The sequence below is a fragment of the Planomicrobium sp. CPCC 101110 genome (assembly GCF_007859395.1).
Taxonomy (GTDB): domain Bacteria; phylum Bacillota; class Bacilli; order Bacillales_A; family Planococcaceae; genus Planococcus.
On record NZ_VOHD01000003.1, the window covers coordinates 1,060,092 to 1,085,283 of the forward strand.

At 42.6% G+C, this 25,192-nt stretch carries 28 protein-coding genes and 1 riboswitch; of the genes, 19 read left to right on the forward strand and 9 right to left on the reverse strand.

Annotation, left to right across the window (positions count from 1 at the left end):
- Window positions 1-35 precede the first annotated feature (35 nt).
- The 6 genes from FQV30_RS05155 to FQV30_RS05180 all read left to right on the forward strand — a co-directional run bounded on the left by FQV30_RS05155 (window position 36) and on the right by FQV30_RS05180 (window position 6,750).
- The gene (locus tag FQV30_RS05155; RefSeq protein ID WP_146499044.1) at window positions 36-1,904 is read left to right on the forward strand and encodes a polysaccharide biosynthesis protein; all 1,869 of its coding nucleotides are present in this window, start codon (window positions 36-38) and stop codon (window positions 1,902-1,904) included.
- Window positions 1,905-1,994: 90 nt separating this feature from the next.
- Window positions 1,995-3,374: a phenylacetate--CoA ligase family protein gene (locus FQV30_RS05160; protein ID WP_146499045.1), complete on the forward strand. Its 1,380-nt coding sequence runs from the start codon at window positions 1,995-1,997 to the stop codon at window positions 3,372-3,374.
- A gap of 221 nt (window positions 3,375-3,595) precedes the next feature.
- Window positions 3,596-4,786, forward strand: a complete 1,191-nt coding sequence (locus tag FQV30_RS05165) for an aminotransferase class I/II-fold pyridoxal phosphate-dependent enzyme (RefSeq protein ID WP_304608830.1) — start codon at window positions 3,596-3,598, stop codon at window positions 4,784-4,786.
- Between the two features lie 38 nt (window positions 4,787-4,824).
- The gene (locus tag FQV30_RS05170) at window positions 4,825-5,406 is read left to right on the forward strand and encodes a sugar transferase (protein WP_146499046.1); all 582 of its coding nucleotides are present in this window, start codon (window positions 4,825-4,827) and stop codon (window positions 5,404-5,406) included.
- A 226-nt stretch (window positions 5,407-5,632) separates the two neighbouring features.
- Window positions 5,633-5,962: a hypothetical protein gene (locus FQV30_RS05175; protein ID WP_146499047.1), complete on the forward strand. Its 330-nt coding sequence runs from the start codon at window positions 5,633-5,635 to the stop codon at window positions 5,960-5,962.
- A gap of 116 nt (window positions 5,963-6,078) precedes the next feature.
- Window positions 6,079-6,750 carry a hypothetical protein gene (locus FQV30_RS05180; RefSeq protein WP_146499048.1) on the forward strand — a complete coding sequence of 224 codons (672 nt, stop codon included), beginning with the start codon at window positions 6,079-6,081 and terminating at the stop codon, window positions 6,748-6,750.
- A gap of 84 nt (window positions 6,751-6,834) precedes the next feature.
- On the opposite strand, the gene FQV30_RS05185 is transcribed toward FQV30_RS05180, so the two are convergent.
- The 4 genes from FQV30_RS05185 to FQV30_RS05200 form a co-directional block, all read right to left on the reverse strand.
- A complete protein-coding gene (locus FQV30_RS05185) occupies window positions 6,835-7,941 on the reverse strand; it encodes a 5-methyltetrahydropteroyltriglutamate--homocysteine S-methyltransferase (RefSeq protein WP_146499049.1) in 1,107 nt (368 codons plus the stop codon).
- Between the two features lie 90 nt (window positions 7,942-8,031).
- Window positions 8,032-8,140: riboswitch (SAM riboswitch) on the reverse strand.
- A 168-nt stretch (window positions 8,141-8,308) separates the two neighbouring features.
- A complete protein-coding gene (locus FQV30_RS05190; RefSeq protein WP_146499050.1) occupies window positions 8,309-8,671 on the reverse strand; it encodes a GNAT family N-acetyltransferase in 363 nt (120 codons plus the stop codon).
- A 105-nt stretch (window positions 8,672-8,776) separates the two neighbouring features.
- Window positions 8,777-9,205, reverse strand: a complete 429-nt coding sequence (locus FQV30_RS05195) for a DUF1259 domain-containing protein (RefSeq protein WP_146499051.1) — start codon at window positions 9,203-9,205, stop codon at window positions 8,777-8,779.
- A gap of 19 nt (window positions 9,206-9,224) precedes the next feature.
- Window positions 9,225-9,440 (reverse strand): hypothetical protein, encoded by a 216-nt coding sequence (locus tag FQV30_RS05200; RefSeq protein WP_146499582.1) that lies wholly within the window; start codon window positions 9,438-9,440, stop codon window positions 9,225-9,227.
- Window positions 9,441-9,891: 451 nt separating this feature from the next.
- Here FQV30_RS05200 and FQV30_RS05205 point away from each other — a divergent pair, with 451 nt between their 5' ends.
- Window positions 9,892-10,899, forward strand: coding sequence for an LLM class flavin-dependent oxidoreductase (locus FQV30_RS05205; RefSeq protein ID WP_146499052.1), 1,008 nt, complete (start codon window positions 9,892-9,894; stop codon window positions 10,897-10,899).
- Between the two features lie 85 nt (window positions 10,900-10,984).
- On the opposite strand, the gene FQV30_RS17880 is transcribed toward FQV30_RS05205, so the two are convergent.
- The gene (locus tag FQV30_RS17880) at window positions 10,985-11,155 is read right to left on the reverse strand and encodes a hypothetical protein (protein WP_186725531.1); all 171 of its coding nucleotides are present in this window, start codon (window positions 11,153-11,155) and stop codon (window positions 10,985-10,987) included.
- 163 nt (window positions 11,156-11,318) lie between these two features.
- On the opposite strand from FQV30_RS17880, the gene FQV30_RS05210 reads away from it, so the two are divergent.
- Window positions 11,319-12,119: a serine hydrolase gene (locus tag FQV30_RS05210; RefSeq protein WP_186725532.1), complete on the forward strand. Its 801-nt coding sequence runs from the start codon at window positions 11,319-11,321 to the stop codon at window positions 12,117-12,119.
- Between the two features lie 23 nt (window positions 12,120-12,142).
- Here the strand turns inward: FQV30_RS05210 and FQV30_RS05215 are convergent, their stop codons facing one another.
- Genes FQV30_RS05215 through FQV30_RS05225 form a run of 3 tightly spaced genes read right to left on the reverse strand, consistent with a single transcriptional unit; the run spans window position 12,143 to window position 14,343 of the window.
- A complete protein-coding gene (locus FQV30_RS05215; RefSeq protein ID WP_146499054.1) occupies window positions 12,143-12,865 on the reverse strand; it encodes an amino acid ABC transporter ATP-binding protein in 723 nt (240 codons plus the stop codon).
- Entirely contained in the window at window positions 12,858-13,517 is a 660-nt protein-coding gene (locus FQV30_RS05220) for an amino acid ABC transporter permease (protein WP_146496108.1), read from the reverse strand. The genes FQV30_RS05215 and FQV30_RS05220 overlap by 8 nt, the downstream gene beginning before the upstream one ends.
- A gap of 34 nt (window positions 13,518-13,551) precedes the next feature.
- Window positions 13,552-14,343, reverse strand: a complete 792-nt coding sequence (locus FQV30_RS05225; protein ID WP_146499055.1) for an ABC transporter substrate-binding protein — start codon at window positions 14,341-14,343, stop codon at window positions 13,552-13,554.
- A 175-nt stretch (window positions 14,344-14,518) separates the two neighbouring features.
- Here FQV30_RS05225 and FQV30_RS05230 point away from each other — a divergent pair, with 175 nt between their 5' ends.
- Entirely contained in the window at window positions 14,519-15,133 is a 615-nt protein-coding gene (locus FQV30_RS05230) for a pyroglutamyl-peptidase I (RefSeq protein ID WP_146499056.1), read from the forward strand.
- Between the two features lie 26 nt (window positions 15,134-15,159).
- Here FQV30_RS05230 and FQV30_RS05235 read toward each other — a convergent pair whose 3' ends face one another.
- On the reverse strand, window positions 15,160-15,819 hold the full coding sequence (locus tag FQV30_RS05235; protein ID WP_146499583.1) for an HAD family hydrolase: 660 nt from the start codon (window positions 15,817-15,819) through the stop codon (window positions 15,160-15,162).
- Between the two features lie 158 nt (window positions 15,820-15,977).
- On the opposite strand from FQV30_RS05235, the gene FQV30_RS05240 reads away from it, so the two are divergent.
- The 10 genes from FQV30_RS05240 (at window position 15,978) to uxuA (ending at window position 25,183) form a co-directional block, all read left to right on the forward strand.
- Window positions 15,978-16,268 carry a hypothetical protein gene (locus FQV30_RS05240; RefSeq protein WP_146499057.1) on the forward strand — a complete coding sequence of 97 codons (291 nt, stop codon included), beginning with the start codon at window positions 15,978-15,980 and terminating at the stop codon, window positions 16,266-16,268.
- A gap of 216 nt (window positions 16,269-16,484) precedes the next feature.
- The gene (locus FQV30_RS05245) at window positions 16,485-17,489 is read left to right on the forward strand and encodes a LacI family DNA-binding transcriptional regulator (protein WP_146499058.1); all 1,005 of its coding nucleotides are present in this window, start codon (window positions 16,485-16,487) and stop codon (window positions 17,487-17,489) included.
- A gap of 20 nt (window positions 17,490-17,509) precedes the next feature.
- Window positions 17,510-18,466: a sugar kinase gene (locus FQV30_RS05250; protein WP_146499059.1), complete on the forward strand. Its 957-nt coding sequence runs from the start codon at window positions 17,510-17,512 to the stop codon at window positions 18,464-18,466.
- A 79-nt stretch (window positions 18,467-18,545) separates the two neighbouring features.
- Window positions 18,546-19,556 (forward strand): ureidoglycolate dehydrogenase, encoded by a 1,011-nt coding sequence (gene allD, locus FQV30_RS05255; RefSeq protein ID WP_146499060.1) that lies wholly within the window; start codon window positions 18,546-18,548, stop codon window positions 19,554-19,556.
- A gap of 50 nt (window positions 19,557-19,606) precedes the next feature.
- Window positions 19,607-20,611 carry a TRAP transporter substrate-binding protein gene (locus FQV30_RS05260; protein ID WP_146499061.1) on the forward strand — a complete coding sequence of 335 codons (1,005 nt, stop codon included), beginning with the start codon at window positions 19,607-19,609 and terminating at the stop codon, window positions 20,609-20,611.
- 67 nt (window positions 20,612-20,678) lie between these two features.
- Window positions 20,679-21,176, forward strand: a complete 498-nt coding sequence (locus FQV30_RS05265) for a TRAP transporter small permease (protein WP_146499062.1) — start codon at window positions 20,679-20,681, stop codon at window positions 21,174-21,176.
- Window positions 21,176-22,447 (forward strand): TRAP transporter large permease, encoded by a 1,272-nt coding sequence (locus FQV30_RS05270; protein WP_146499063.1) that lies wholly within the window; start codon window positions 21,176-21,178, stop codon window positions 22,445-22,447. The genes FQV30_RS05265 and FQV30_RS05270 overlap by 1 nt, the downstream gene beginning before the upstream one ends.
- Before the next feature lie 12 nt (window positions 22,448-22,459).
- Window positions 22,460-23,479 (forward strand): zinc-binding alcohol dehydrogenase family protein, encoded by a 1,020-nt coding sequence (locus FQV30_RS05275; protein WP_146499064.1) that lies wholly within the window; start codon window positions 22,460-22,462, stop codon window positions 23,477-23,479.
- A gap of 11 nt (window positions 23,480-23,490) precedes the next feature.
- A complete protein-coding gene (locus FQV30_RS05280) occupies window positions 23,491-24,111 on the forward strand; it encodes a bifunctional 2-keto-4-hydroxyglutarate aldolase/2-keto-3-deoxy-6-phosphogluconate aldolase (protein ID WP_146499065.1) in 621 nt (206 codons plus the stop codon).
- 13 nt (window positions 24,112-24,124) lie between these two features.
- Entirely contained in the window at window positions 24,125-25,183 is a 1,059-nt protein-coding gene (uxuA, locus tag FQV30_RS05285; RefSeq protein ID WP_146499066.1) for a mannonate dehydratase, read from the forward strand.
- Window positions 25,184-25,192: the final 9 nt, after the last annotated feature.

Genomic DNA, 25,192 nt, shown 5'->3' on the forward strand with positions numbered 1-25,192 from the left:
TTTTCCAAATTGAAGAATGAGAAGGGGTAATTCAATTGACTATCAGAAAGAGGATTATTTCATTATTTTTCATCGATTCGCTGATCATTCTTTCTTCGATTTATGCTTGTGCGTTATTTTTGTATCCCTTTGAAAATGTGTTAAGGGATCGAATGCTTTTAGTAAGTACTATTACTCTTTTCATTGCCCATCATTCTTTCGCTTGGCATTATGGTTTGTATCGCAAGGTTTGGTCCTATGCTTCAGTTGATGAAGTAAAGTCGATTGCCAAAGCAGTTACTCTTACATTGTTTGTGGCCCTTGTTATGCAATATTTCTACTCTGAGGTTTTATATTTAAGAACTTTGCTATTGACTTGGATGCTGCTTATTTTGCTGCTCGGCGCCTCCAGACTATCATTGAGAGTCTTTAATGAAAGCTCGATCAAACGAAGAAATATCCAGTCTAGCAGAACAATGATCATCGGAGCGGGGCAAGCAGGAAGAATGATTGCACAACAAATGAAGCAAAATCCTCTTTGGGGAAAGAACCCGGTAATTTTTGTAGATGATGATAAGAGAAAATGGCAATTAGAAATCCATGGCATAGAAGTAGTGGGAACGACGGAAAATATTTCGGACCTTGTAATTCAGAATCAAATTGAAGAAATTGTCATTGCAATTCCATCTTTATCCAGAAAAGAAATGGCGGAACTAACTAAAGCGTGTATTGATACCGGCGTTAAAACGCAGACCATACCTCGCCTCGAAGATTTGATATCCGGGAAAATCACCGTTAATGATATTCGGGACGTCAAGATTGAGGATTTACTGGGCCGTGAAGAAGTAAAACTGGATATGGAAAAAATAGAAGAAAAACTATCGAATAAAACAATTATGGTTACTGGTGCCGGAGGATCGATAGGTTCAGAATTATGTCGGCAAATATGTGTGTTAAAACCAGCGAGAATCCTATTGCTTGGGCATGGAGAAAATTCCATATACACCATTGATAAGGAGTTGCGCGGCAAATTTTTGAGCGAGACAGAGATTATCCCTATAATTGCTGACATTCAGGACAGGGAGCGTATTTTTAAAATAATAGAAGAACATAGACCGGATATTATTTATCATGCAGCCGCACACAAACATGTTCCGCTTATGGAAGCTAACCCGATAGAAGCTGTTAAAAACAATATTTTCGGAACAAAAAATGTTGCAGAAGCCGCAGATGAATATGGCGTAGGAAATTTCGTTATGATATCAACTGATAAAGCGGTAAATCCGCCAAATATTATGGGTGCTTCGAAACGCTTTGCTGAAATGATCATTCAAAACCTAGCCATATCAAGTAAAACGACATTTGCAGCCGTTCGATTTGGCAACGTTCTTGGCTCCAGGGGAAGTGTAGTGCCTCTATTTAAAGAACAAATCGCAAAAGGCGGTCCAGTAACAGTAACAGATCCGGAAATGACCCGGTATTTCATGACAATTCCGGAGGCTTCTCGATTAGTGATCCAAGCGGGGCTGCTTGCTAATGGAGGAGAAGTATTTGTATTGGATATGGGTGAGCCAGTCAAAATTGTGGATTTGGCTCGTAATATGATTAAACTTTCCGGTTATGAAGAAAAAGATATCAAAATTCAATTTACCGGTATGCGCCCTGGAGAAAAAATGTACGAAGAACTTCTTGACCCGAGCGAAATTCAATCCGAAAAAATATTTCCAAAGATTTACATCGGAAAATCAACTCCTATTAGTATGGGTGAAATGAATATTGTTCTTAAAAATCTTCCATACATGTCAGAAAAGGAAATTAAAGATAAACTTCTTAGTTTAGCCAATAGAAAATCCCAAAGAACTGAAATGGAAAAAGAAAGATGGAAGAAGAATTGGAAACAAGAAGGGGAGTTGCACAGAATATAAAATATGCGAGGTGCTACTGAAAGAGAGAATAGGGATACCCCTATTTATATTTGCTCGATGCAATAGAAATACAATTAGGAGGATATGTGGATGCATACCTTGCAGAGACGAGTATATGAAAACGCTCCTATTTTTTTGCAAAATATATTACTTAGTCTTGAGGGTTATAGAAAGACAAAAAATATGTATGGAGATGTTTATTATTCTCATTTGATTGAACTGGCCAATAATAAACATTTAGAAGAAGAAGAGGTCCGCAAGTATCAAGAGAAGGAACTGCGCAAACTTATTCAGCATGCTGTAAACAACAGCCCTTTCTATAAAGACTTCTATAAAGGGATAGATATAGCAGAAATACAAACAATTGAAGATCTGAAGAAGTTGCCGGTTCTTGATAAAGAAACATTGGAGGAAAATATTACCCTTATCCATACGAATCACAAAAATTCAATAATAAGAACCTTGGCATCGAATAAAACGGGCAAGCCACTTAAGTTCCTATTTACAAAAGAGGATATACAAAAAAGAATGGCACTACGGGATTTTTTCAGGAAACAGCATGGTGCTATCAATTTGGAAATGAAACGTGCTTCATTCAGTTCCAAGTGGCTGATTTCGAAGAAACAACAGAAAAAAATGTTGTGGAGAAATAATTTTTACATGAAGCAAAGACTGTATTCAGCTCATTATTGTTCAGAACAAAATGCTGAATTGTTTGTTTCGGATCTGGAGGAGTATAAGCCCGACTTTATCGATGGGCTGCCGTCGGCTCTTTTCAAAATCGCTAAATATATCAACGAAAATAAAATCATTCTATCATTCAAGCCAATTGCTATTTTTACTGTTTACGAAAAACTGTATTCACATTACAGGAGGGAAATTGAAGAAGCATTTGGATGTCCCATTCGTGATCAATACTTTTCGTCGGAAGGCATGCCTCTTTTCTCGGAATGTGTCAAAGGAAAACTTCATTACAATCTGTTTTCAGGAGTATTAGAGTCTTCGGTTGAAGGGGAATTGATTGTTACTTGTTTCACTACTCAAGGTACACCACTCATCCGCTACAATATCGGTGACGAATTAAAGCTTACAAAAAATCGAACAAAATGCAAGTGTGGATCAATACATCCAGTTATTGAATCCCTCAATGCCCCCGCCCCTGAATATCTTCAATCAAAAAGTAACGGAAAGTTCACTTCGATATACTTTTCTGGAATTTGGAGTGATTTCCCTGAAGAGATAAACAAAATTCAGTTTATACAAAATACGGAAGAATCAATTGATGTCCTTATAGAAGGAACGGAAAATTACACAAATGCCATCACCGAATCGATACATAATACCATGGAATATCTTTTCGGAAGAGATATGACTTTTAATATTCGTATTGTCGATAAAATTCCAAATCTCACAGAAAAAGATTTTCACTTGGTTATAAACAATTTGGCGGGGAGAAGGTATCTTTTCTAGTGATAGGCCTTTGCTGTTCCAACAATATCTTCAAGAAATTTTAAAACTGATCCTTTATTTTTATAGATTAAAAGCAGGACAAAATGAATTTTCTCCTCTATTGGATTTAACATTTTAAATTTGAAAAAACCTGACCGAATGGATTTTTTGCTCAGTGATGCAAGGTATTCAAATGACTATAAAGGAGAGAATAAGATGAAATATGACTTGGGGGATATATTATGACACTATTGCCGATAGATCAAAAAACAATGTATATATCTAATAGTAAGAACAAGGAATATATCTCCCTATCGATTCCTCATATGACAGGGAAAGAAAAGAAATACATCAACGAAGCTTTCGATACAAATTGGATTGCTCCTATCGGTCCGAATGTCAATCGCTTTGAACAGGAACTTGCAGAATATGTGGGAGTGCAAAGCGGAGCGGCACTTTCTTCCGGTACAGCAGCAATCCACCTTTCTTTGCAGCTGCTTGGCATCGGCAAAGGGGATTTGGTATTCTGTTCGAGTTTAACTTTTGCAGCAAGTGCCAACCCGATCTTTTATGTTGGAGCTGAGCCGGTATTCATCGATTCGGAGGATGAAACATGGAATATGTCGCCGACAGCTTTGCGAAAAGCTTTCGAACAGGTTGCTGAGAAAGGGAAAATTCCAAAAGCCGTTATTGTGGTGAATTTATACGGCCAGAGCGCCAAAATGGATGAATTGCTTGCGATTTGTAATGAGTATGAAGTGCCGATCATTGAAGATGCTGCAGAATCTTTAGGATCGACGTATAAAGGAAAGAAAAGTGGAACCTTAGGAAAGTTTGGAGTGTTTTCCTTCAATGGAAACAAGATTATTACAACATCGGGCGGAGGCATGCTTGTTTCGGATGATGTAAAGGCAATTGAGTACACTCGGTTCTTGGCATCTCAAGCAAAAGATCCTGCCCCATATTACCAGCATAGTAAGATAGGCTTCAATTATCGGATGAGCAATATTCTTGCAGGGATTGGAAGGGCGCAGTTGGAAGTCTTAGAAGACCGGGTTGCTGCAAGAAGAAGCGTCTATAGGAAATACGAAGAAGGGTTAAGCGGCATTGACGCTATAAAGTTCCAGCCTGAACTTGAAGGAACTTATTCCAACAGGTGGTTGTCCGTTCTTACAATAGATCCTCGCCTTTCTTCATTGACTCCAAGCGACATCATGTCTGCATTAAGTACGGAAAATATTGAAACGCGCCATGTTTGGAAACCATTGCATCAGCAGCCGATTTTCAAAGACTGTTTATTTTTCTCCGCTGAAGATGAAAAGCCGATAAGTGATGTGCTGTTTGAGCAAGGACTATGCCTTCCTTCAAGTTCCAGTTTAAGCGAAGTACATCAAAATCGAGTAATAAATAGTCTGAAAAAATTATTCTCCTAAGATAAGTGTATATATTTTGAATATTGGGGGAGGATAAAATGTATGGAATCTCTAAGAGAATATTTGATTTCTGCATATCGTTGATTGCACTGGTTCTTCTCTTTCCGCTTTTCATAGCCATTGCCCTTATCATCAAAGTGGATTCCAAAGGTCCTGTTTTGTTCCGGCAAAAACGTATTGGCAAAGAAGGGGAAATATTCGAGATTTACAAGTTCCGCACCATGATCTTGCATTTGCCAGAAGAATCAATAGAGAAACATTCAAATATTGAAGATTGCGTTACACGGTTTGGCAGGTGGCTGCGCAAAACGAATTTGGACGAATTGCCTCAACTTATGAATATACTATGTGGGGAGATGTCTTTTGTAGGGCCTCGTCCCGCACTCCATAACCAATATGAACTCATTCGTATGCGGGAAGAAATGGGTGTGAACAAACTGAGGCCAGGCCTTACAGGAGTCGCTCAAGTGAAAGGCCACGATTTCATCTCTAATTTCGAGAAAGTGGTTTTTGACTCATATTATGCCAGAAACAGAGATTTTCAATTTGATATGAAAGTTCTTTTTTGGACCGTCAAATGTGTCCTTAAAACAGAAGGAATGCGTGTGGATTTCGAATGAATAGAATGGCCGTGCTTTCAAAGCCGGCTTTTTTATGTTCGTCTAAACTATAGGAAAGCTTTTTCAAGTATGAAATTCCATAAGGTAAAACAAAATTGAAAGGGAAAAATAAAAAAACAGGAAAAATGCTTAAAAAACATTCAAAATAGAGATGAAGCAGAAGGTCTAATTTTATAAGGAAAAGGGTATAAAAGAGAAGAGATGGAAGTAGAAGGAGGAGATTACTGTGGATATTCAGGCGAAAAGGGATTTGTTGAAAGATAAGTTCGGCAATTATTATATTATCTCCAATGCGACTGGCGAGGAATTGACAGTAGTCAATATTGCAGTCTATTATGCATTCAATCAAATGCTGGACGAATCATTAATTGCGAAAGTAAATGAAAGGTACCCGAACAAGGTGGCAATCGGGAAATATTTGGCTGATTTAGCTGAAGAGCATATCGAACAGCTTGAACGCTCAGAGGGCGAAGGCCGCATCTACGATTTCAAAGAAGTGCAGAAACATTATAAGTTGCATGTAAAACCGATTTATGACAAATCGTTGCATATGTAAAAATATAGCGTCAAGGCAAGATCGCCTTGACGCTATATTTTTATTTTGTTATTTGGTTCTGTTGATGAAACTACCGTTATTACTGCACGTCTAATTCGAAAAAGGAGCGGAGAAAAATGAAGCATTTGATGAAGTCAGGCATTTTTATTGTCGTCTTGATTTTGGGTGTTTTCGCCAGTATGCCGCCAAGTACTGCAGCGGCGAAAACGGATGTTTCAAAAGCTGCAGTTCAGCCATTGAGCAATGACGTAGGAATCCAAGCAAAAAAATCACACCGCCTCCAAGCCTATGATTATTTTATGAAAGATGGAACAACAGCTCATTTCGAAGGCAAAGGCAATGAATATGCCGATCTTACAATCCGCACGGAATATTTGAAAGAAAATCACGTGGCGCTGTATGAAGATAATGGAGGGACAGTAGTGCTGCGGGTTTACCGCTTAAGCAAAAACCGGGTTGAACTGGTGAAACAAGAAGCGGAATTTTACAAAGAATACAAGCCGACCGTAAAGCAATTGCGGGCGTTGAAACCGATATCCGTCTATTTGAAATTTCCAATGAAAAAAGGGGATAAAGTAGATGGCCGCAAGATTGTCAGCACACAAGCCACTGTGTCGACTCCTTATAAAAAGTTCAAGAAAGCCGTTGTATTTGAAAGCAAAAGTGAAGACGGTGCCGTTTACAGAACATACTTCGTAAAAGGCTTTGGTGAGGTGAAACGCGAGTTTATCCTGAAAGAAGGAAAAAACACATACAAAGTCACTTCAAGCCTGGAATCCATTAAGTAATTGAATGAAAGAAAAACCTGCTCGGGCTTGTCTCTTTGTGCAGGAAAAAACTCCCTTTTCAATTATATGAAAAGGGAGTTTTCTTTAGCCTGGCAAAATTTCTTTGGAAAGTTCAACGATGTATTTCAATTTGTTCCATTGCTGTTCTTCAGTCAAGATGTTGCCGTGATGGGTAGAAGCAAAACCGCATTGCGGCGATAAACATATTTGGTCAAGCGGCACGTATTGGCTTGCTTCTTCGATGCGGGATTTGATAAGTTCCTTGTCTTCTAATTCACCATGTTTGGAAGTGAAAACGCCAAGCACCACTTTAGCGCCACCTTTAGGGATGTGTTCAAGCGGTTGGAAACTGCCTGACCGTTCATCGTCATACTCCAAGAAGAAGCCGTCCACTTTTTCTTTTGCAAACAACGTCGGTGCGATCAAGGCATAGCTTCCTTCAAAAGCCCAATCAGACTGGTAGTTGCCGCGACAAAGATGAGTAGTCACGCTCAAGTCTTCAGGTTTGCCTTCCAACACCCCATTCGCTACCCGTAATGCCAAATCGATCAAATACTCACGTGGATACTGTTTATCATTGAAAGGGATATCCGGCGATGAAAGCCCAGCAATGTAAACGTCATCCAGCTGGATATAGCGTGCGCCAGCATCATAGAAAGCCTGGAAAGCATCACGGTAAGCCTGGATTACATCTTGTGCGTATACTTCGATATCGGGATACAAGTTGACATCCCGAATGCCTTCGTTGAAGAATTGGTTAGGGCTAGGAATCGTCAGTTTTGCAACAGCGCGGTCTCCAACAATTTCCTTGAACTCGATAAAATCTTTCACAAAAGGATGCTCCGAAGAGAAAGAAATTTTTCCGATATTCCGGACATCATACGCTTCGGTTTCAACATGCTTGAATCTGTATCCATGATCAGGCGTATATCCTTCAAAACCATTGATGTGGGCCATGAAGTCTGTATGCCAGAAAGTGCGGCGGAATTCGCCATCGGTTACGGCTTGAAGACCTACTTCGATTTGCTTGTCCACAATACGCTTGATTTCTCTTGTCTCCACTTCACGCAATTGTTCGGCTGAAATGCTGCCTTCCTTGAAATCCTTCCGGGCTTTATGTATTGAATCTGGGCGGAGCAAACTTCCTACGTGATCTGCTTTAAACGGTGCTTGGGTGGCAATGACAGTCATGAACTATTCCTACTTTCTTTTTTAGGTTTTTACAAAGACAAAACAGGGGCTTTCTCCAATAGAAGAAAGCCCCTGTTACGGTAAGCATCCTTCTCATCTTCTAAGCATATGCATGCCTATTGGAATTAGCACCGTGGCCTATTCAGGCTGGTTGCTGAGACTTCACCGGGCCAAATCCCTCCGTCTCTCTTGATAAGAAATAAGCTATGAAATTGTCTGTGCACTTAATATATCTAAGCTTAAAGTAAAGTTTGCAAAAGTGCAACAGAAAAATTGAAATAGTAGAAAAAATTAATTTATTGAACCAGCCATAAATTTTCGAAATAAAAGGGCTCCGGTTTGAATGGAGTCCTTTATGAGAAACCGATCATATTAACGCCAGTTTTGCTTCAGAACATTTTTTCAAGAAAGCTTCCGTAAAATCCGTACCGCGCATTTCACGATCCGGCATCAATTGCTGGATTTTTTCGACCATGGCATGGCCGATTCCTTCGCCGTGGAAAGAAGGATTCACTGAAATATGATGAAGCGTAAAGTGCGTTTCATCTACTTCTATGCCGACTAGTCCGACAAAAGCTTCTCCTTCTTTCCAAAGGAACAGATGCCAGTTTGGATTCGTCTGATATATATTCATTGTTTCTTTTAGTTTCTTCAGTTCACGCTCTTTGGGCATAAAAGACAACAGTCCCATAGCGATTTTTTCACATGATTTCTTGTATCGAACTAACATAATTGAACTTTCATCTCCGTCTCGAAAAGTATCATCCGCTGCCTTTATAACCAATACAGATTATTCCCGAATTTCAGGGGTCTAAACATAGAATTGAAAATTTTTTTAGTAAAGTGATATAGCATGGCCTTGAAGCGGCTCGATGGTTTCAAAAGCGGCGGAAAGGCGGCTGGCAAAATGTTCAGGAGGTTCCCTTGTTTCAATGTAATAGGAAACAAGCCGGAGGTTTACCGTCAAATGCTGATGGCAATCGGTTGGCAATGGAATGGCATGTTCTTTTAAAGTGAAAGAGAAAGCCGGAAGTTCTTCGGGCAAAAGAAGGATTTCTGCTTTGTTGCAGGCAGAGCCGTTGTCAGTCAGCTGCTCAAAAGAAATGGCCGAGTCCAGCGTAAAAGGTAAGAACATTTGGTCCGCAAAAATAGTGAATTTCCGATTTCTGATGATCTGGCATTTATGGGCTTGTAGCTTGAAATTAGCCTGCATCAATCCAGCGAATTTAATGGCTGTTTGAGTAATCCGCTCTTTTTCGGACATGCCTTTGTTCCCCTTTCCATTATGCTTGAACTTCAGAGTGCCGATTCACTGTCAATTGAAGCGACTGGCAGTAAGGGCATTTTTCATATGCTTCCTGTTTTTCCAGCTGTTCGATATATTTCTCGCAATCAATAAACTCTCTTTTATCCGCTGGAGTTCCTACAAACCCGCAGCGATCCCCAGCGTACTGCTTCTTATGAATCCGCTTCTTTTTATGGTCTACGAAATAATTCAACGAGATCGCTTCCTTTCTTTGAGAAATCAGCTGGATTGGAAAATCGTTAAGGATTCGTTTCAGGGAATCGATAAAACCGTTTATCATCTGAAATACTGGAAAACGGAATAACGGACCAAAAGCATAAAAAGCCGAAAAGATGTCCATGATATTGGATTCTTTCCGGCTTTGCTAACAGCGCTATTGTCTGTAACATTCAACCAATTGATATATGGCGGGAATTTTAATGAAGAGTCTATAAAAACTGGAAATTTAATTTTGTGGCAACTGCAGCCGGAAACGCTATGGTTTCCATTGAACTCTAGCTTAATCGATTTTTATCAAAAAGTATATAAAATTGTCTAAATTTTATAAAACTTTTCTATATATATGTTAGATGATGAAGTATAAGCAGAATACATGTATCAAATTGGAAAAATCGCTACAATGAAAAAGATAGGGAGTGAAGAGCATGCAACCAAAGAAATTTGAAAATATACCTTTATCGGTCCTGGATTTGGCTCCGGTAAATGAAGGAAGCGATGCGGCGCAATCGTTCAAAAACAGCGCAGCACTTGCGCAGCACGTGGAGAAATGGGGCTTTACTCGATATTGGCTCGCTGAACACCACAATATGCCGGGAATAGGAAGCTCCGCGACATCTGTATTGATCGGACATATAGCGGGCGCCACAAAAACCATACGTGTCGGTTCAGGTGGCATCATGCTGCCAAATCACGCGCCATTGGTGATTGCCGAGCAATTCGGTACGCTTGAGACCCTTTATCCTGGGAGAATTGACTTAGGTTTAGGACGGGCTCCAGGGAGCGATCAGGCGACAGCATATGCACTGCGAAGAACATTGCAGAGCAGCGGTGATGATTTTCCGGAACAAGTGGCGGAACTTGAAGAGTACTTTTCCGGCACTGCGTCAGCGCGTGTCAGAGCTTATCCGGGGGCCGGCTTGAAGATTCCGCTTTGGCTGCTGGGATCTAGTGGATTTAGTGCACAACTTGCCGCTTTCAAAGGACTGCCGTTTTCGTTTGCCAGCCATTTTGCACCGGATTACACCATGCAGGCGCTGCAGCTTTATCATCAAAACTTCAAGCCGTCTTCGGTTCTAGAAGAACCATATGCAATGGTGGGGGTCAATGTCATTGCAGCAGACACGCAAGAACGCGCTGAATGGCTGGCAACTTCCCAGCAGCAGCAAATGTTCGCGCTTATGCGTGGCATGCCGACGATGCTGAAAGCGCCAATCGACCGGTTAGAGGACGCTTGGTCAGACCGGGAAATCTCAATATTCCGTGAAAAACTCGATACAGAATCGATGATTGTTGGAACTCCGGATGTCGTTCGTGATAAACTGAGAAATTTCATCCTGAAAACGAGAGCCAATGAAGTGATCGTCAATTCACAAATATTCCATCAGAAAGACCGGCTGCGCTCGTATGAGATTGTGGCAGATTTGATGGACTGACAGTAAAATCCCCGTTCAGAAGAACAGGGGATTTTTTCTTGCCGTGAAAAACACCTTCCATTTCTGGAAGGTGAGCGAGAGATCATTATTGGAGGTCTTTAGCCTTTGCTTCTTCACGTTTAACTTCTTCCAGCAGATCGTCTTCCTCGAAAGCGGCATATTCAGGGCCGCCTTCACCGATCATGTTAAGGGCAGCAATATAATCTTCATCCAATTGGCGGACAACTTCTTTAGGAAATGCACGCGCACGATCCATGATGGATAACCTCCTGTACAAATTGCTTTAAGACCGTGGAGAAGGAAGGCAATCTCTTTCTGATTCCATTATACTGAATTATTAGAAAGTTTAAAAGGAGATAGGCTTGAAGGATTTCTCTGCAAAATGTTGAATCAATCAATTTATGAAAGGAGAAGGGGAGATGGCGTTCAACACCTTGAAACAGAAAATCGAAGAGCGGCTTTTAAAAATTGATGGCATCGGCAGTCTCTTTATCGAAACGGAAGGGCAATCCATAACTATCAATCCAGACAGGAAAATGAAGGCCGCGAGCGTTATAAAATTACCTATTCTGCTTGAAGGTTATCGACAGATCGACAGCGGCATAATCAGCGGGACAGACCGAATCAGCTTGAGCAAAAAAGAATTGGTGGGAGGAAGCGGCATCCTTGCGCATTTAGAGTCGGTCCGCGAGTTATCGGTGCACGACATTCTAATGCTGATGACCATTGTATCGGATAATACCGCTTCCAACTTGGCGATCAAACACTTAGGCATGGAAAATATCAATGGACTCACTGCAATGCTTGGCTGTACTAATACGGTATTGGGGCGCCAGTTCATGGATTTAGAAGCAGCTGAAAAAGGGCTGGACAACTTTACTTCAGCAAGAGACATGGTCCTTTGCTTGAAAGAAGCTGACACGGGAAAAACATTGGCAAAAAAGAGCAGGCAGCAAGTGATCCATACATTAAAGCAGCAGCAATTGACCGCCAATTTGCATGGACGCATTGATGAAGACAGCGAGGTTTCGATTGCCAGCAAATCAGGAAGCTTGAGCGGAGTGGTCAATGACGTTGGGATGATTGAGTTGAGCGGCCAGAAAGTATATGTCGCGGTTTTGCTAGGTGACCTGCCTGACAACCATACAGGCCAGGAAATCATTGCAGATATCGGCTGGTATATACATGAATATTTGCATGAAATGGAAAAGACCCGCTAAAGCTCTCGCTATAGCGGGTCTTTTTATAATACCTTCTCCAAAAAATCCCGGGCACGGTCTGTTTTTGGATTGTTGAAGAATTCAACTGGGTTGCCTTCCTCCACCAAAACACCGTGATCCAAGAACAAGACACGGTCTGCCACTTCACGCGCAAAGCCCATTTCATGGGTGACAACTGCCATCGTCATTCCGGATTTTGCCAAGTCTTTCATAACATCAAGCACTTCTTTAACCATTTCAGGATCGAGTGCTGAAGTCGGTTCATCAAACAGCATCAATTCCGGTTCCATCGCAAGCGCCCGCGCAATGGCGACACGCTGTTTCTGGCCGCCGGACAAGCTGCTCGGATAAGCCTTTTCTTTAGGCGCCAAGCCCACCCGCTTCAACAAAGCCCGCGCTTTTTCTTCCGCAGCCGCTTTTTTTTCGCCTTTTACTTTGATTGGCGCATACGTCAAGTTTTCAAGCACAGTCATGTGTGGGAACAAATGAAAATGCTGGAACACCATGCCGATTTGCTGACGGACTTTCTGGTTTTCTTTAGTTGACTCCATCAAGTTCTGCCCGTCGATCCATATGGTTCCGGATGTCGGTGTTTCAAGCAAGTTCAAGCAGCGAAGAAACGTAGATTTTCCGGATCCGGAAGGACCGATAATCGAAACCACTTGGCCTTTTTTGATTTCAGTCGTGATATCTTTCAAAACCTCGTGATTGCCAAAACTTTTATGCAGTTTTTCTACCTTAATCACTTTTTTTCAGCCTCCGTTCGAACATTCTTCCAATCACTGTTAGTCCCATGACGAGACACCAGTAGATGACGCCGACAAAGAGCAGCGGTTCGAAGTTTCGGAACAAGTCAGCTCCGACCACTTGCGCGCGGCGCATCAAGTCCAAATAGCCGATGGTCGACACGATGGCGGATTCTTTTGTTAGTGTGATGAATTCGTTCATCAATGCAGGCAGTATATTTTTCAATGCTTGCGGCAAGATGATGTCTTTCATCATTGCCCGGTATGGAATCCCAAGAGCATGCGCGGCTTCCATTTGCCCTTTGTCAACCGCTTGGATTCCAGCACGGATAATTTCAGAAATATAGGCTGACGAGTTTAGCCCGAATGCCAAAATGGCGGCTAAAAATGCATCGATATCATAACCTGTCAATTGCGGAACAGCATAATAAATGATCATCAGCTGAAGGATGAGCGGCGTTCCGCGGAATACAGAAGTATACGCGTCAGCAGCCCATCTTAACGGTTTGATATGGCTGATTTTGCAAAGCGCCAAAAGGGTGCCGAAAATGGCTCCCAAAATAATGGCGAAGAAAACAAATTTTAATGTAACCCATATCCCTTCCAGCATGAAGGGGATATAGGGCACCATTTGCGAGAAATCCAGATTCATAGTTTACATCTCTTTTCCAAAATAATAATGATGGTTATTCAGTCAATTCTTCCGACAGCCACTTGTCTTTCAATTCCTGGAGTTTGCCGCTTTCTTCAGCTTCTTTCAGGACCTTATTAACATCATCCACCAACTCGCTTCCTTTAGGGAAAGCTACAGCCATACCCGGTGAACTTGTTGTTGGATCATCAAAATGTGCCAGGTCCTGGGCTTCGGTATAGCCGAATCCGGCTGCTTTGTCCATATAAACTGCATCAACGCGGTTGCTCAAAAGTTCCTGGATCAAAGCGCCCGATTCATCAAGTGCTTTGATTTCGAAGTTGATGCCTTCATCAGCTTTGATTTGGTTGGCCCCTTCTTCTTGAATAGAGCCGAGTTGGACTCCAAGAGTCTTGCCTTCCAAATCTTCCAGGGATTTGATAGAGGAATCTTTTGTAGTAATGAAAATTTCCCCTGAACGGTTGTATTCTGTAGAGAAATCAACGTTTTCTTTGCGTTCATCAGTAGCTGACATTCCAGAAAGTACCATGTCCACACGGTTGTTTTGCAGTGCCCCGATCAAACCGTCGAATTTCATATCAGTAATCTTCAACTCATAGCCGAGTTCATCAGCAATGTGATTGGCAAGATCAATGTCAAAACCGACAAATTCGCCTTCCGGATTGCGTGATTCAAAAGGTGCGAAATCCGCAGAAGTCGCCATTTCCAACACTTTGTCTTCTGATGCGCCCTCTGAACCTGTTTGGCTTTCTTCTGTACTGCCGCAAGCCCCTAACAGTAAAGTGAACGAAGCGGACATTGCGATAAAAGTATTTTTCATTTTCATTAGTTTTTCCCCCAATAAGATATTTATGGATATTTATTCGTTAAAATGAATTTTAACAGATGAGATTTCTTTTGTGAAGGTTAATATAGCGGCAAAATGAATTTTATCTATTTCAATTATTCTGGCTTTCTAGTGGAAAATTATCGTATAATAAGGTTTATATGGAGGGGATAAGGTGAAAAAGTTACTTTTAACTGGATTTGAGCCGTTTTTGGACTTTACGGTAAATCCGACAATGCGCATTGTAGAAGAATTGGACGGAATGGAAATTGGGGGATATACAGTGATTGGCAGAATCATGCCGGTGGATTTTGGGACTTCGGGTTCTAAGCTTTTAAGTTTTATTGAGGAAATAAAGCCTGAAGCCGTCATTTCGCTTGGCTTGGCCGCAGGCCGTTTCAAAATGACGCCAGAACGCATTGCGATCAACTTCAAAGACGGTCCTGTAGACAACGAAGGCAACAAGCCTATTGATGAACCGATTAGGGAAGAAGGGGAACCGGGTTATTTGTCGGCATTGCCTATCCGCAAAATGGTGGACCGGTTGATAGCGGACAACTTGCCGGCAGAAATCTCCAATACAGCTGGTGCATATTTATGTAACAATGTGATGTATGAGGGCTTGCATTACGCAAAAACGCAAAAACCGGAAATGCCATCTGGTTTTATCCATATACCGGCTTCCCATGAGCTGGCGATTCAGCACGGGAAAATTCCAAGCTGGTCGCACGAGGATTTAGCCCATGGGATAAGGATTTGCATAGAAGTATTGGGTGAAGAAAACAAATAGAGCGCTGCAGCTGCAGCGCTCTGTTTTCATATGATTTCCCAATTTCGCTGTTTTGCCACAGTAAGGAGGCGGGGCTCTGGCTGAACAGCCACAGGACGGCCGACTAGTTCCAGTACAGGCAAGTCGGAATGGCTGTCGCCGTAGGCGGCGCTATTCTTCCAATCGATATCCTTTCCTTGCAGGGCTTCTTTTATTTTTTCTGTTTTTAACGCTCCCTGAATATGGGATATCGATGCTTTATGATCCAATATATTATTTTTATATGGGATTTCAGTGCCGATAATCGTCTTGATCGGCATATGCTGCGTGGCCGCATGCAAAAGAGGTACAAAAGCGCCTGACACCAGCATTACATGATCGTTGTTTGCCACATGCTGCCCAAGGCGTTCTACTACACGTTGATTCATGTCCCCATGCATTTTATCGGCAATTTCACGAAAGAAGTTTTCAAGATCTCTTTGGGAAAACGATTCAAGAGCGGACAAGTATGCTTGGACAGATCGGGCCCGCATTTTCTTCTCAGGATAGATTTTCAGCTTGCTTCCAATGTATGGGGGTAAAATGTTCCGGAAAAACTGGCGGTAGCGGGCATTGTGCTCGGGATGGTCTTTCAGATGGGCCATCATCAATTGAAAAGTTTCTTTTGAGTACAGCGTTCCATCAAAATCAAATATGGCGACACGCATTCTTATCACTCCGGTTCATGAGATTTCTCTTCTTTCTATCATATCGAAAAAAGAAGAGTCCATCTAGTGTATTCCGTTCTTGAATCCAGGTTTATCCAGCTTCTTCTTGCGGGTATAGAAAAGAAAATTGGAGAGCACTCGAACTAGGAGGACAAAACATGCATAAGCAGCGAATTACAGTGGGATATGTAGAGTTGACAGAAGAAGAAAGCGACAGACTTTTCCAGGAGGTAAAAAAAGATAAGGAAATTGATAACTATAGCGACCTGCAGATTTTGATGGATGATTTTGATTCCCGTATTGTTGAACCGGAGTTTAAACCGTTGGCAGATGTACTGGCTGAAGAAGCGCCGGAAGAAGTGGACGGGCAGGCGGAACGCTATATCGAGATATTCAATAAACTTGAAAACGACTCCCGTTACCGCATCAAATCATCAAATCAAGATTAATGGTAACCGTTCAAGCCTTCGCTTGAACGGTTTTTGTTTTTAAAAAATGAAAAAAACCGGCTCCAACAGAATAAAAAAGATGGCAAGTAGGAATAATAGAGAACTCGCAATATTTTATAAAGTTAAATTTTTATAATTAACCCATTGACTTTGAAAAGGCTTTCATTTAAGATTTTACTAAATCGATTTACTAAACCGGTTTTGTGAGGAGAGCCCATGAAAAAAACAACTATGCAAGATGTAGCGTTAAAAGCAGGTGTTTCCAAAAGTACGGTCTCACAATATATCAATAACCGGTATGAGTTTATGGGTGTTTCGACCAAACTGAGAGTGGAAGAAGCGATTAAAGAACTCGGCTATATACCAAATCACGTCGCAAAAAGTTTGAAGCAAAAGAGATCCGGTACAATTGGCGTAATCGTAGCGAATATCCTGCACACATTCTCGACGGAAATTATTCGAGCGATTGAAGATGTCTGTGAAAGAAACGGCTGCCATTTGTTCGTATGCAATGCAGACGACCAACCTGAAAAAGAACGCCTCTATATTAATATGCTGCTGGCAAAACAAGTTGATGGACTCATAATTTTTCCTACCAACGGCAATCAAGAATATTACAAGCAGTTGAAAAGAGAAGAGTTTCCTATCGTTTTTGTCGATCGAATGATAGATGAACCGATTTATCCGACGATTTTACTCGACAATGTAAGCGCTTCGAAAACAGCCGTCGAAAAGTTGGTTGAAAAAGGAAGAAAGAAAATTGGTCTTGTATCAACATCCATAGCCCAGAAAGTCACTCCCCGTGTCGAACGCATAAGTGGATACAAGAAAGCGCTGTCAACGAATGGCCTTGTCAATGAAGCAGATTGGATTGTCGCAGAGGAACGGCATTTGATCAAAGAGAAACTGCAAGTTCTATGGGAGAGAGACAATCGTCCGAATGCTTTTTTTGCTACAAACGATTTAGCGTTGATTGAACTGCTGAAATTCGTTAAAAAAAACAATCTTGCTGTGCCAAAAGACATTAGCATAATCACAATAGACGATTCGCCATTTTTGGAAATTGCGACTACGCCTATATCGGTCATAAAGCAGCCAACTTTTGAGATGGGGAAAGACGCGGCTGAATTACTGCTGCAAATGATTGTAAGTAAAAAAATCAACAAAGTTTATGCAGAAAGCAGGTATTCGCCTGTGTTGATCGAAAGAGAGTCAATATAAAGCCACTGGAGGGAAACGACTTGCCTAAGGATTATGGTGTATTAACAATTGGGGATGCCATGATTACAATGAATCCTAAAACGACAGGGCCGTTGCGCTATGTGGACCAATTCGAGCGGAAAGTTGGCGGAGCTGAGATGAACTTCGCAATCGGATGCGCGCGTCTAGGTTTGAAAAGCAGATGGATAAGCCGCCTTGGAAAAGATGAATTTGGAAAAGTAATCTACAACTTCGCGCGTGGAGAAGGGATTGATGTTTCAGCGGTCGAGTTTGTTGAAGGAATTCCAACATCGCTGAATTTCAAGGAAATTCATGCAAACGGGGCTGGAAAAACATACTACTACCGGAATCCTTCACCTATTGTGGAGCTTAGAGCAAATGATATATCCGAGGAAATGTTCGAAGGCATCGACGTGGTCCATTTGACCGGTGTTTACTTGGCCATCGGAGAAGCAAACCTGCTGGTTGCGCAAAAAATAATTGAAATTGCCAAGCGAAAAGGGATCCTTATCTCGTTTGATCCGAATATCCGCCTTAAGCTGTGGAGTATCGAAAAAGCAAGAAAAGCTTATGAAACCGTTCTGCCGGAAGTCGATATTTTACTGACCGGCCTTGATGAAATCCAGCTAATATCCGGAAAACAAACAATCGAAGAATTAGTTGAGTACGTGAAGAAATTTGGGATTCGTGATCTTGTAATCAAAGATGGCGAAAAAGGTTCGAAATTGTTCAGGAATGGAAACTGGACCGAATCACCAGGTTTTTCCGTGACACCGATTGATACGGTTGGTGCAGGTGATGGCTTTGATGCAGGATATATTTACGGAATATTGAATGATTTGACCGAAGCCGATTTGCTCAAGTTCGCCAACGGTGTAGGAGCACTAGTAACTACTGTGACAGGCGATAATGAAGGCCTTCCATACTTGGAAGAAGTCAAGGACTTTGTAAGCAACAAGAGAGTAGTGGAACGGTAGCTGTCTGCAGCAATACTCTAGGGAAGTGTTTTATGAAATCTTGACAAGCAATAGATCAACTTAGAATAGGAGAGAAGCCATGACTACGGTCAAAGTGCCTTTTGAGGAAGTCGAAAGTTTGATTGAAGCGAAACTGATCAGATCAGGAGTAGCATCCGAACATGCTGCAAAAGTAGCTCAAATTCTGATCCATGCCGATTTGCGCGGTGTTAACTCTCATGGTGCCTTGCGGACAGAGCATTATATAAGCAGGTTGGAGGCGGGAGGCATCAATCCTAAACCGGAAATTTCTTTCAGATCAACAGGGCCGGTGACCGGTATTGTTGATGGAAATGATGGTTTTGGCCATGTGATAGCGGATGCTGCAATGGGCCATGCTATTGAAATGGCAAAGGAGAACGGTGTTGGAATGGTGACGGCCATGAACAGCAGCCATTGCGGTGCACTCAGCTATTTTGTCCAAGAGGCGACCAAACACAACTTGATCGGTATCGCGATGACCCATACAGATAAAATCGTTGTACCATTTGGAGGCAGAGAAGCTTTTCTGGGTACCAATCCGATTGCCTATGGGGTGCCGGCAAAATCGGAAAAGCCATTCATTTTGGATATGGCAACATCCAATGTCGCATTAGGGAAGATTTTGCAGCATAAAGCAGAAGGCAAAGAAATTCCTTTAGGCTGGGGGGTGGATGAACAAGGAACTCCCGTTGCCGATCCAGCCAAGGTGGTTTCCTTATCACCGTTCGGAGGCCCTAAAGGCTCGGGGCTGTCCATGATAGTTGATATCTTTTCTGGATTGCTTGCAGGAATGGCCTTTGGACCACACATCAACAAAATGTATGGTGATCTGGATAAGAAAAGAAAATTGGGCCATTACTTCTGTGCCATAAACCCCTCTGCCTTCACGGATTTGGAAAGCTTTTTAACGCAAATGGATGCAATGATCCAGGAAATACGGAAAGTTCCTCCGGCGGAAGGCTTCACAAGCGTCTTGGTTCCCGGAGAAATCGAACAAAGAAACGAAGAACACAATAGGGAAACTGGTGTTCAGATTGCAGCAGCAACGTATGATTACTTGAAAGCATAAGCTTTCGAGTGGTGATAAAGCAATACACTATATTTAAAGGGGAGAATAACATGAAGAAGAAATGGTTGACGGGAATTTTCGCTTCAGTTCTAGTTTTAGGGGCATGCGGTTCTGATAATGCAAGTGAAGGTGAAGGCGGTTCTGGGTCTGGAGAAACTATCAAATGGGAGTTTGGCCATTTGGCTGACGAAAACCATATTTGGCATAAAACAGCTCAAAAATTCGAGGAATTAGTAGAAACAAACTCAGATGGACAAATGGAAATCACCATTTACCCGAACAATTCGCTAGGTGGAGAAACAGATACCATCAACTCAATCCAAGCTGGAAGTGCAGATATGGTAATCTCTGGAGAAACTTTGCAAAACTGGGCTCCAAACGCCGCATTGATGGCAGTTCCTTATGCTTTCCGTGATTTAGAGCATGTTAAATCGGTAGTTGAAGGGGAAATCGGTGAGCAGATCAAACAGGAAATCAGCGATGAAGCGGGATTGACTGCACTCTACTACCATACGCGGGCACCGCGTAACTTAACATCGAATGAGCCGATCACATCTCCAGCTGATTTAAATGGGTTCAGCATGCGTGTACCAAACGTGCCGTTGTTCTTGGATGTTTGGCAAGCTGCTGGCGCATCCCCGCAAGTAATGGATTTCAATGAAGTCTTTACTGGTTTACAGCAAGGGGTTATTGATGGGCAGGAAAACCCGGTCGACTTGATCCAAAGCGGTGGATTGGCTGAAGTCCAAGATTACGTAAACCGTACAGAGCACGTATATTCATGGATTTACATCTTGGTAGGGAACGAACAATACAATGCGCTTTCAGATGAATTAAAGCAAGTTGTCCAAGATGCTGCTGCCGAAGCTCAGACATACGGAGAAGAATTATATGAATCAGAAATTTCAACGATTGAACAGGAATTGCAGGATGAAGGAATGGAATTTGTGGATGTTGACCAAGATGCATTCCGTGAAGCGATGACTCCTGCTGTCGAAGCTGCTTTGACACCTGAACAATTGGAACTGTACAAACAAATTTTAGCTGTTGAATAATATTTGAGTAAGGCACCTTTGGCTGATTAGCCAATCGTGCCTTTCCATTAGGAAAGGGTGAAAAGGAATGTCGCTGTTCCGAAAATTGATAGACCGGACGCTCGCTTTCTTAACGATTGCCAGTTTCTCGGGTGTCATTATTGTTGTTACAATTCAAATCATTTCCCGTTTCGCTCCATTCTCATTTATCTGGACGGAAGAATTGACGCGTTATTTATTTCTTTATGGAATAAGCTTTGGCGCCCCTTTAGCATTAATGCGAAATGAATTTATCAATGTGGACATGCTCCTCAATAAAATGCCTGATAACTTCCGCAGATACTATGAAGTGCTTATTTATTCCACAATTATTTTGTTGAGCTTGGTAATGGCAAGAGAAGCTTATGGCTTCACGTTGCTTGGCAGCAACCAAAGATCCGCAACATTGCCATTCCAGATGTCGGTGGTCCATGCATCATTGCTGATTTTAAGTGTGTTCATACTTTTTTATGCAGTGATAAAAATTATCGACCTGTTGAAAAACAAGCAAGATTACAGCCAGAACTATGGAGGCGATGATTACTAATGGCTACTATGCTGTTTTTATCTTTTATTGTACTAATCTTTTTAGGTGTTCCCGTCGCTTTCAGCTTAGGGCTTGCCTCGTTGCTTTATCTTTTCCTTGCTGACATACCACTCAATATCATCCCGCAGCGCATGTTCGGCGGCTTGAATTCATTTGTACTCCTATGTATACCAGGATTTATCCTGGCAGGAAACTTGATGAATGCGGGCGGCATTACAGAACGCATCATCAAATTTGCGAATGACCTTTTTGGCCATATTCGTGGCGGTCTTGGCCTCGCAAACGTAGGGGCTTCAATGGGGTTTGCAGGAATTTCAGGAACTGCTCTTGCCGATACTGCGAGCATCGGATCAATTTTAATACCTGCAATGAAAAAAGAAGGCTATGGAGCCGGGTTCTCAGCAGCAGTAACGGCGAGTTCTTCCACAGTCGGCCCGATTATCCCGCCTTCTTTGCCGATGATTATTGTCGGGACGCTTGCTTCGTTATCGATTGGCGATTTGTTTTTGGCGGGTGCAGTTCCTGGCATTCTTTTAGGGCTGGGATTGATGATTCCAACCTATTTTATTTCAGTAAAACGAAACTACCCCAAAGGCGAGAGACAATCGCTAAAGACAATCTGGAAAAGTTTCATGGGTGCCTTCTGGGCAATATTGATGACTGTCATCATACTTTATGGGATTTTAGGAGGATTCTTTACACCGACTGAAGCAGCGGTTGTTTCCGTTCTTTACGCTTTTGTTATCGGCATTTTTGTATATAAAGAATTACCCATCAAAAAAATACCTGAGATTATGTTGTCATCTATGACAGCCACTGCTTCCATCATGCTGCTCGTTGGTTTTGCAAACCTATTCGGCTGGATTATGGTGCGTGAACAGATTCCCCAATTGGTGGCAGAGTCGATTTTAGGTATTTCGACAAATGCTATTATCGTCATTCTTTTGATCAATTTGCTCCTGCTGTTTGTCGGAACATTTATGGAAACTATTGCGGCTCTGGTTATTTTGTTCCCGGTTCTTCTGCCAGTCGCAATTACAATCGGAATGGACCCGATCCAGTTCGGAGTCATGATGGTTTTGAATCTAGTTATCGGACTGGTTACACCGCCGGTCGGGGTTTGTCTCTTTGTCGCTTCTCAAATCGGCAAAGTTTCTATTGGGAAAACAGCGAAAGAGCTTCTGCCATTTTTAGGTGTAAGTTTGGCCGTTTTGATGCTGGTTGCATTTATTCCGCAAATTACATTGTTCTTGCCGAGTCTATTTGAATAAGGAGGTCATTTTATGAAAGCTGTCCAAGTTCCCACAGCGCACGAACTGCAAATTATTGAACAGGAACGCCCGACAATCCAAAAAAATGATGAAGTGCTGGTAAAGATTAAGCGTGTAGGAATATGTGGTTCTGATATGCATATTTACCACGGTACTAACCCGCTGGCTACATATCCGAGAATTGTCGGGCATGAAGTAGCCGGTGAAGTTGTGGAAGTCGGAAGCTCGGTGGAGGGTTTGAAAGTAGGAGACCATGTGGTTGTTGAACCGATCAACTACTGCGGCGAATGCTATGCATGCCGCAAGGGCCGTCCGAATGTCTGTGAAAAACTGTCTGTTTTTGGTGTCCATGAAGATGGGGGCATGCGAGAATACGCAGTTCTGCCTGAAAAACAGCTTCATGCAGTGAACAAAGAGTTGAGCTGGGATGAAATAGTTTTGGCGGAACCTTATACAATTGGCGCTCAGGCTGTATGGCGCGGCAATGTAGAAGCTGGAGACACAGTTTTGATACAGGGGTGCGGACCAATAGGCATTTGTATTTTGAAGCTTGCAAAAATTGCCGGGGCAACTGTCTATATGACTGATTTGAGCGAAGAGCGCATGGCTTTTGCGAAAGAAAGCGGCGCGGATGTGGTGATCAATGCCGGCAATGAATCTGTAAAAGAACGAATTCTCGAGTTGACGAATGGAGAAGGCCCGAACGTTGTTATTGATGCAGTCTGCTTGCCGGCAACTGTAGAATTGAGCATCGATCTGGTATCGCCTGCCGGATACGTAGTGGTTTTAGGATTTGATGAACGGCCGTCGGCTATCCCGCAATTGCCGATTACCAAAAAAGAAGTTACGGTTGTGGGGTCAAGGCTCCAAACCAATCAGTTCGGCAAAGTAGTGGAACTGCTGAATAGCGGAAAGCTAAAGTCAGACGGACTCACTACTCACAAGTTTGCGTTGGCTGATGTTCAGGAAGCCTTCTCGTTTGTTGAAAAAAATCCGGACAAAGTGCGTAAAGCACTAGTTGTCTTTGAATAAGGGGCAAATACATGATTCCTAAAATGGAGATTTACCAGCGATTGCTCGGTTCGAAAATCGTTGCAGTTATTCGCGGGAAAGATGCTGAAGAAGCTTTTGAGATTACAGAAGCTGCCATTGCAGGCGGCCTTGAAGCGATCGAGCTGACTTACACTACACCGAATGTTGCGCGCGTGTTTGAAAAGCTGGCCGGTTCAAAAGCGTTGATCGGCGCCGGGACGGTCCTGGATGCAGAGACGGCGCGCCATGCTTTATTGCACGGTGCAAAATTCATAGTCAGCCCTCACTTTGATCCAGCGATAGCAACCTTGTGCAACCGCTACAGCACGCCTTATCTTCCAGGCTGTATGACGATCAAAGAAATGGTTCAGGCAACCGAATGGGGCTGCGACATTTTGAAGTTGTTCCCTGCAAATGGCTTCGAGCCTTCCTTTATCGGTTCGGTCAACGGGCCTCTTCCGAATGTGCGCATTATGCCGACAGGCGGCATCAACATCAACAACATGAATGCATGGCTGGATGCCGGTGCAGTAGCGGTCGGAATCGGCAGCGACTTGACGAAGACATACCGGGCATCTGGAGAGGAAGCAGTGAGCCAATTAGTGAAGGATTATCTAAGCAAATTATCTTAAAAGGAGCGGTTACATGAATATCACGTTTCGTTGGTACGGACGAGGAAATGACAGCGTCCAATTAGAACAGGTCAAACAAATTCCAGGGACAAAAGGAATTGTTTGGGCGCTTCACCATAAACCGGCCGGAGAAGTTTGGTCTAAGGAAGAAATCCGCTCGGAAGTGGAATATATTCAATCATTCGGATTCCATACGGACGTCGTAGAAAGCGTCAACGTTCATGAATCGATAAAATTGGGGAATGCGGAACGGGACCAATATATTGAAAATTACAAGGAAACCATCCGCAATCTTGGAGAAGCGGGAGTCAAAGTAATTTGCTATAACTTCATGCCAATTTTTGACTGGACTCGTACTTCTTTGTATCACCCGCTGCCAGACGGCTCAACAGCGCTGTTTTTCGAAAAGCAGAAGATTGAATCCCTAGATCCTGCCGAACTGATCGAAACCGTTGCTTCCTCTTCTGATTTGACGTTGCCGGGATGGGAGCCGGAAAAAATGGCCCGTATCCAAGAATTGTTTGCAGCCTATGAAGGCATGGACGAAGAGCAGTTATGGGGAAATCTAGCTTATTTCTTGAAAGCGATCTTGCCGACAGCAGAAGCAAGCGGCATCAAAATGGCAATCCATCCGGATGATCCGCCCTGGTCGATCTTTGGATTGCCGCGCATCATGACAGGTGAAAAAAGCTGGGAAAAACTCATATCCATTTCTGATTCCCCTTCAAACGGGATTACGTTCTGTACCGGTTCGATGGGAGCCAATCCGGAAAACGATATGGTGGATCTTGCCTCGAAATATGCCAAGCACTCGCCATTTGCGCATCTCCGCAATGTGAAAATTTTTGATAATGGGGACTTCATCGAGACATCCCATTACACTCAAGACGGATCGATTGATTTGAATGGAGTAGTCAAAGAACTTTCACAGCAGAATTACACCGGCTATGCGCGCCCAGATCATGGACGCCATATTTGGAACGAGGAATGCAGACCGGGATACGGATTATATGACCGTGCACTTGGCATTATGTATCTGCTGGGTCTATGGGATGCACATCAAACAAAATAAAGGGGGATC

Coding starts and splice junctions, on each gene's coding strand:
- FQV30_RS05160 (WP_146499045.1), top strand. CDS start 1,995: ATGCATACCTTGCAGAGACGAGTATATGAAAACGCTCCTATTTTTTTG.
- FQV30_RS05165 (WP_304608830.1), top strand. CDS start 3,596: ATGACACTATTGCCGATAGATCAAAAAACAATGTATATATCTAATAGT.
- FQV30_RS05170 (WP_146499046.1), top strand. CDS start 4,825: ATGTATGGAATCTCTAAGAGAATATTTGATTTCTGCATATCGTTGATT.
- FQV30_RS05180 (WP_146499048.1), top strand. CDS start 6,079: ATGAAGCATTTGATGAAGTCAGGCATTTTTATTGTCGTCTTGATTTTG.
- FQV30_RS05185 (WP_146499049.1), bottom strand. CDS start 7,941: ATGACTGTCATTGCCACCCAAGCACCGTTTAAAGCAGATCACGTAGGA.
- FQV30_RS05190 (WP_146499050.1), bottom strand. CDS start 8,671: ATGTTAGTTCGATACAAGAAATCATGTGAAAAAATCGCTATGGGACTG.
- FQV30_RS05195 (WP_146499051.1), bottom strand. CDS start 9,205: ATGTCCGAAAAAGAGCGGATTACTCAAACAGCCATTAAATTCGCTGGA.
- FQV30_RS05205 (WP_146499052.1), top strand. CDS start 9,892: ATGCAACCAAAGAAATTTGAAAATATACCTTTATCGGTCCTGGATTTG.
- FQV30_RS17880 (WP_186725531.1), bottom strand. CDS start 11,155: ATGGATCGTGCGCGTGCATTTCCTAAAGAAGTTGTCCGCCAATTGGAT.
- FQV30_RS05210 (WP_186725532.1), top strand. CDS start 11,319: ATGGCGTTCAACACCTTGAAACAGAAAATCGAAGAGCGGCTTTTAAAA.
- FQV30_RS05220 (WP_146496108.1), bottom strand. CDS start 13,517: ATGAATCTGGATTTCTCGCAAATGGTGCCCTATATCCCCTTCATGCTG.
- FQV30_RS05225 (WP_146499055.1), bottom strand. CDS start 14,343: ATGAAAATGAAAAATACTTTTATCGCAATGTCCGCTTCGTTCACTTTA.
- FQV30_RS05235 (WP_146499583.1), bottom strand. CDS start 15,819: ATGCGTGTCGCCATATTTGATTTTGATGGAACGCTGTACTCAAAAGAA.
- FQV30_RS05240 (WP_146499057.1), top strand. CDS start 15,978: ATGCATAAGCAGCGAATTACAGTGGGATATGTAGAGTTGACAGAAGAA.
- FQV30_RS05245 (WP_146499058.1), top strand. CDS start 16,485: ATGAAAAAAACAACTATGCAAGATGTAGCGTTAAAAGCAGGTGTTTCC.
- allD (WP_146499060.1), top strand. CDS start 18,546: ATGACTACGGTCAAAGTGCCTTTTGAGGAAGTCGAAAGTTTGATTGAA.
- FQV30_RS05260 (WP_146499061.1), top strand. CDS start 19,607: ATGAAGAAGAAATGGTTGACGGGAATTTTCGCTTCAGTTCTAGTTTTA.
- FQV30_RS05265 (WP_146499062.1), top strand. CDS start 20,679: ATGTCGCTGTTCCGAAAATTGATAGACCGGACGCTCGCTTTCTTAACG.
- FQV30_RS05270 (WP_146499063.1), top strand. CDS start 21,176: ATGGCTACTATGCTGTTTTTATCTTTTATTGTACTAATCTTTTTAGGT.
- FQV30_RS05275 (WP_146499064.1), top strand. CDS start 22,460: ATGAAAGCTGTCCAAGTTCCCACAGCGCACGAACTGCAAATTATTGAA.
- FQV30_RS05280 (WP_146499065.1), top strand. CDS start 23,491: ATGATTCCTAAAATGGAGATTTACCAGCGATTGCTCGGTTCGAAAATC.
- uxuA (WP_146499066.1), top strand. CDS start 24,125: ATGAATATCACGTTTCGTTGGTACGGACGAGGAAATGACAGCGTCCAA.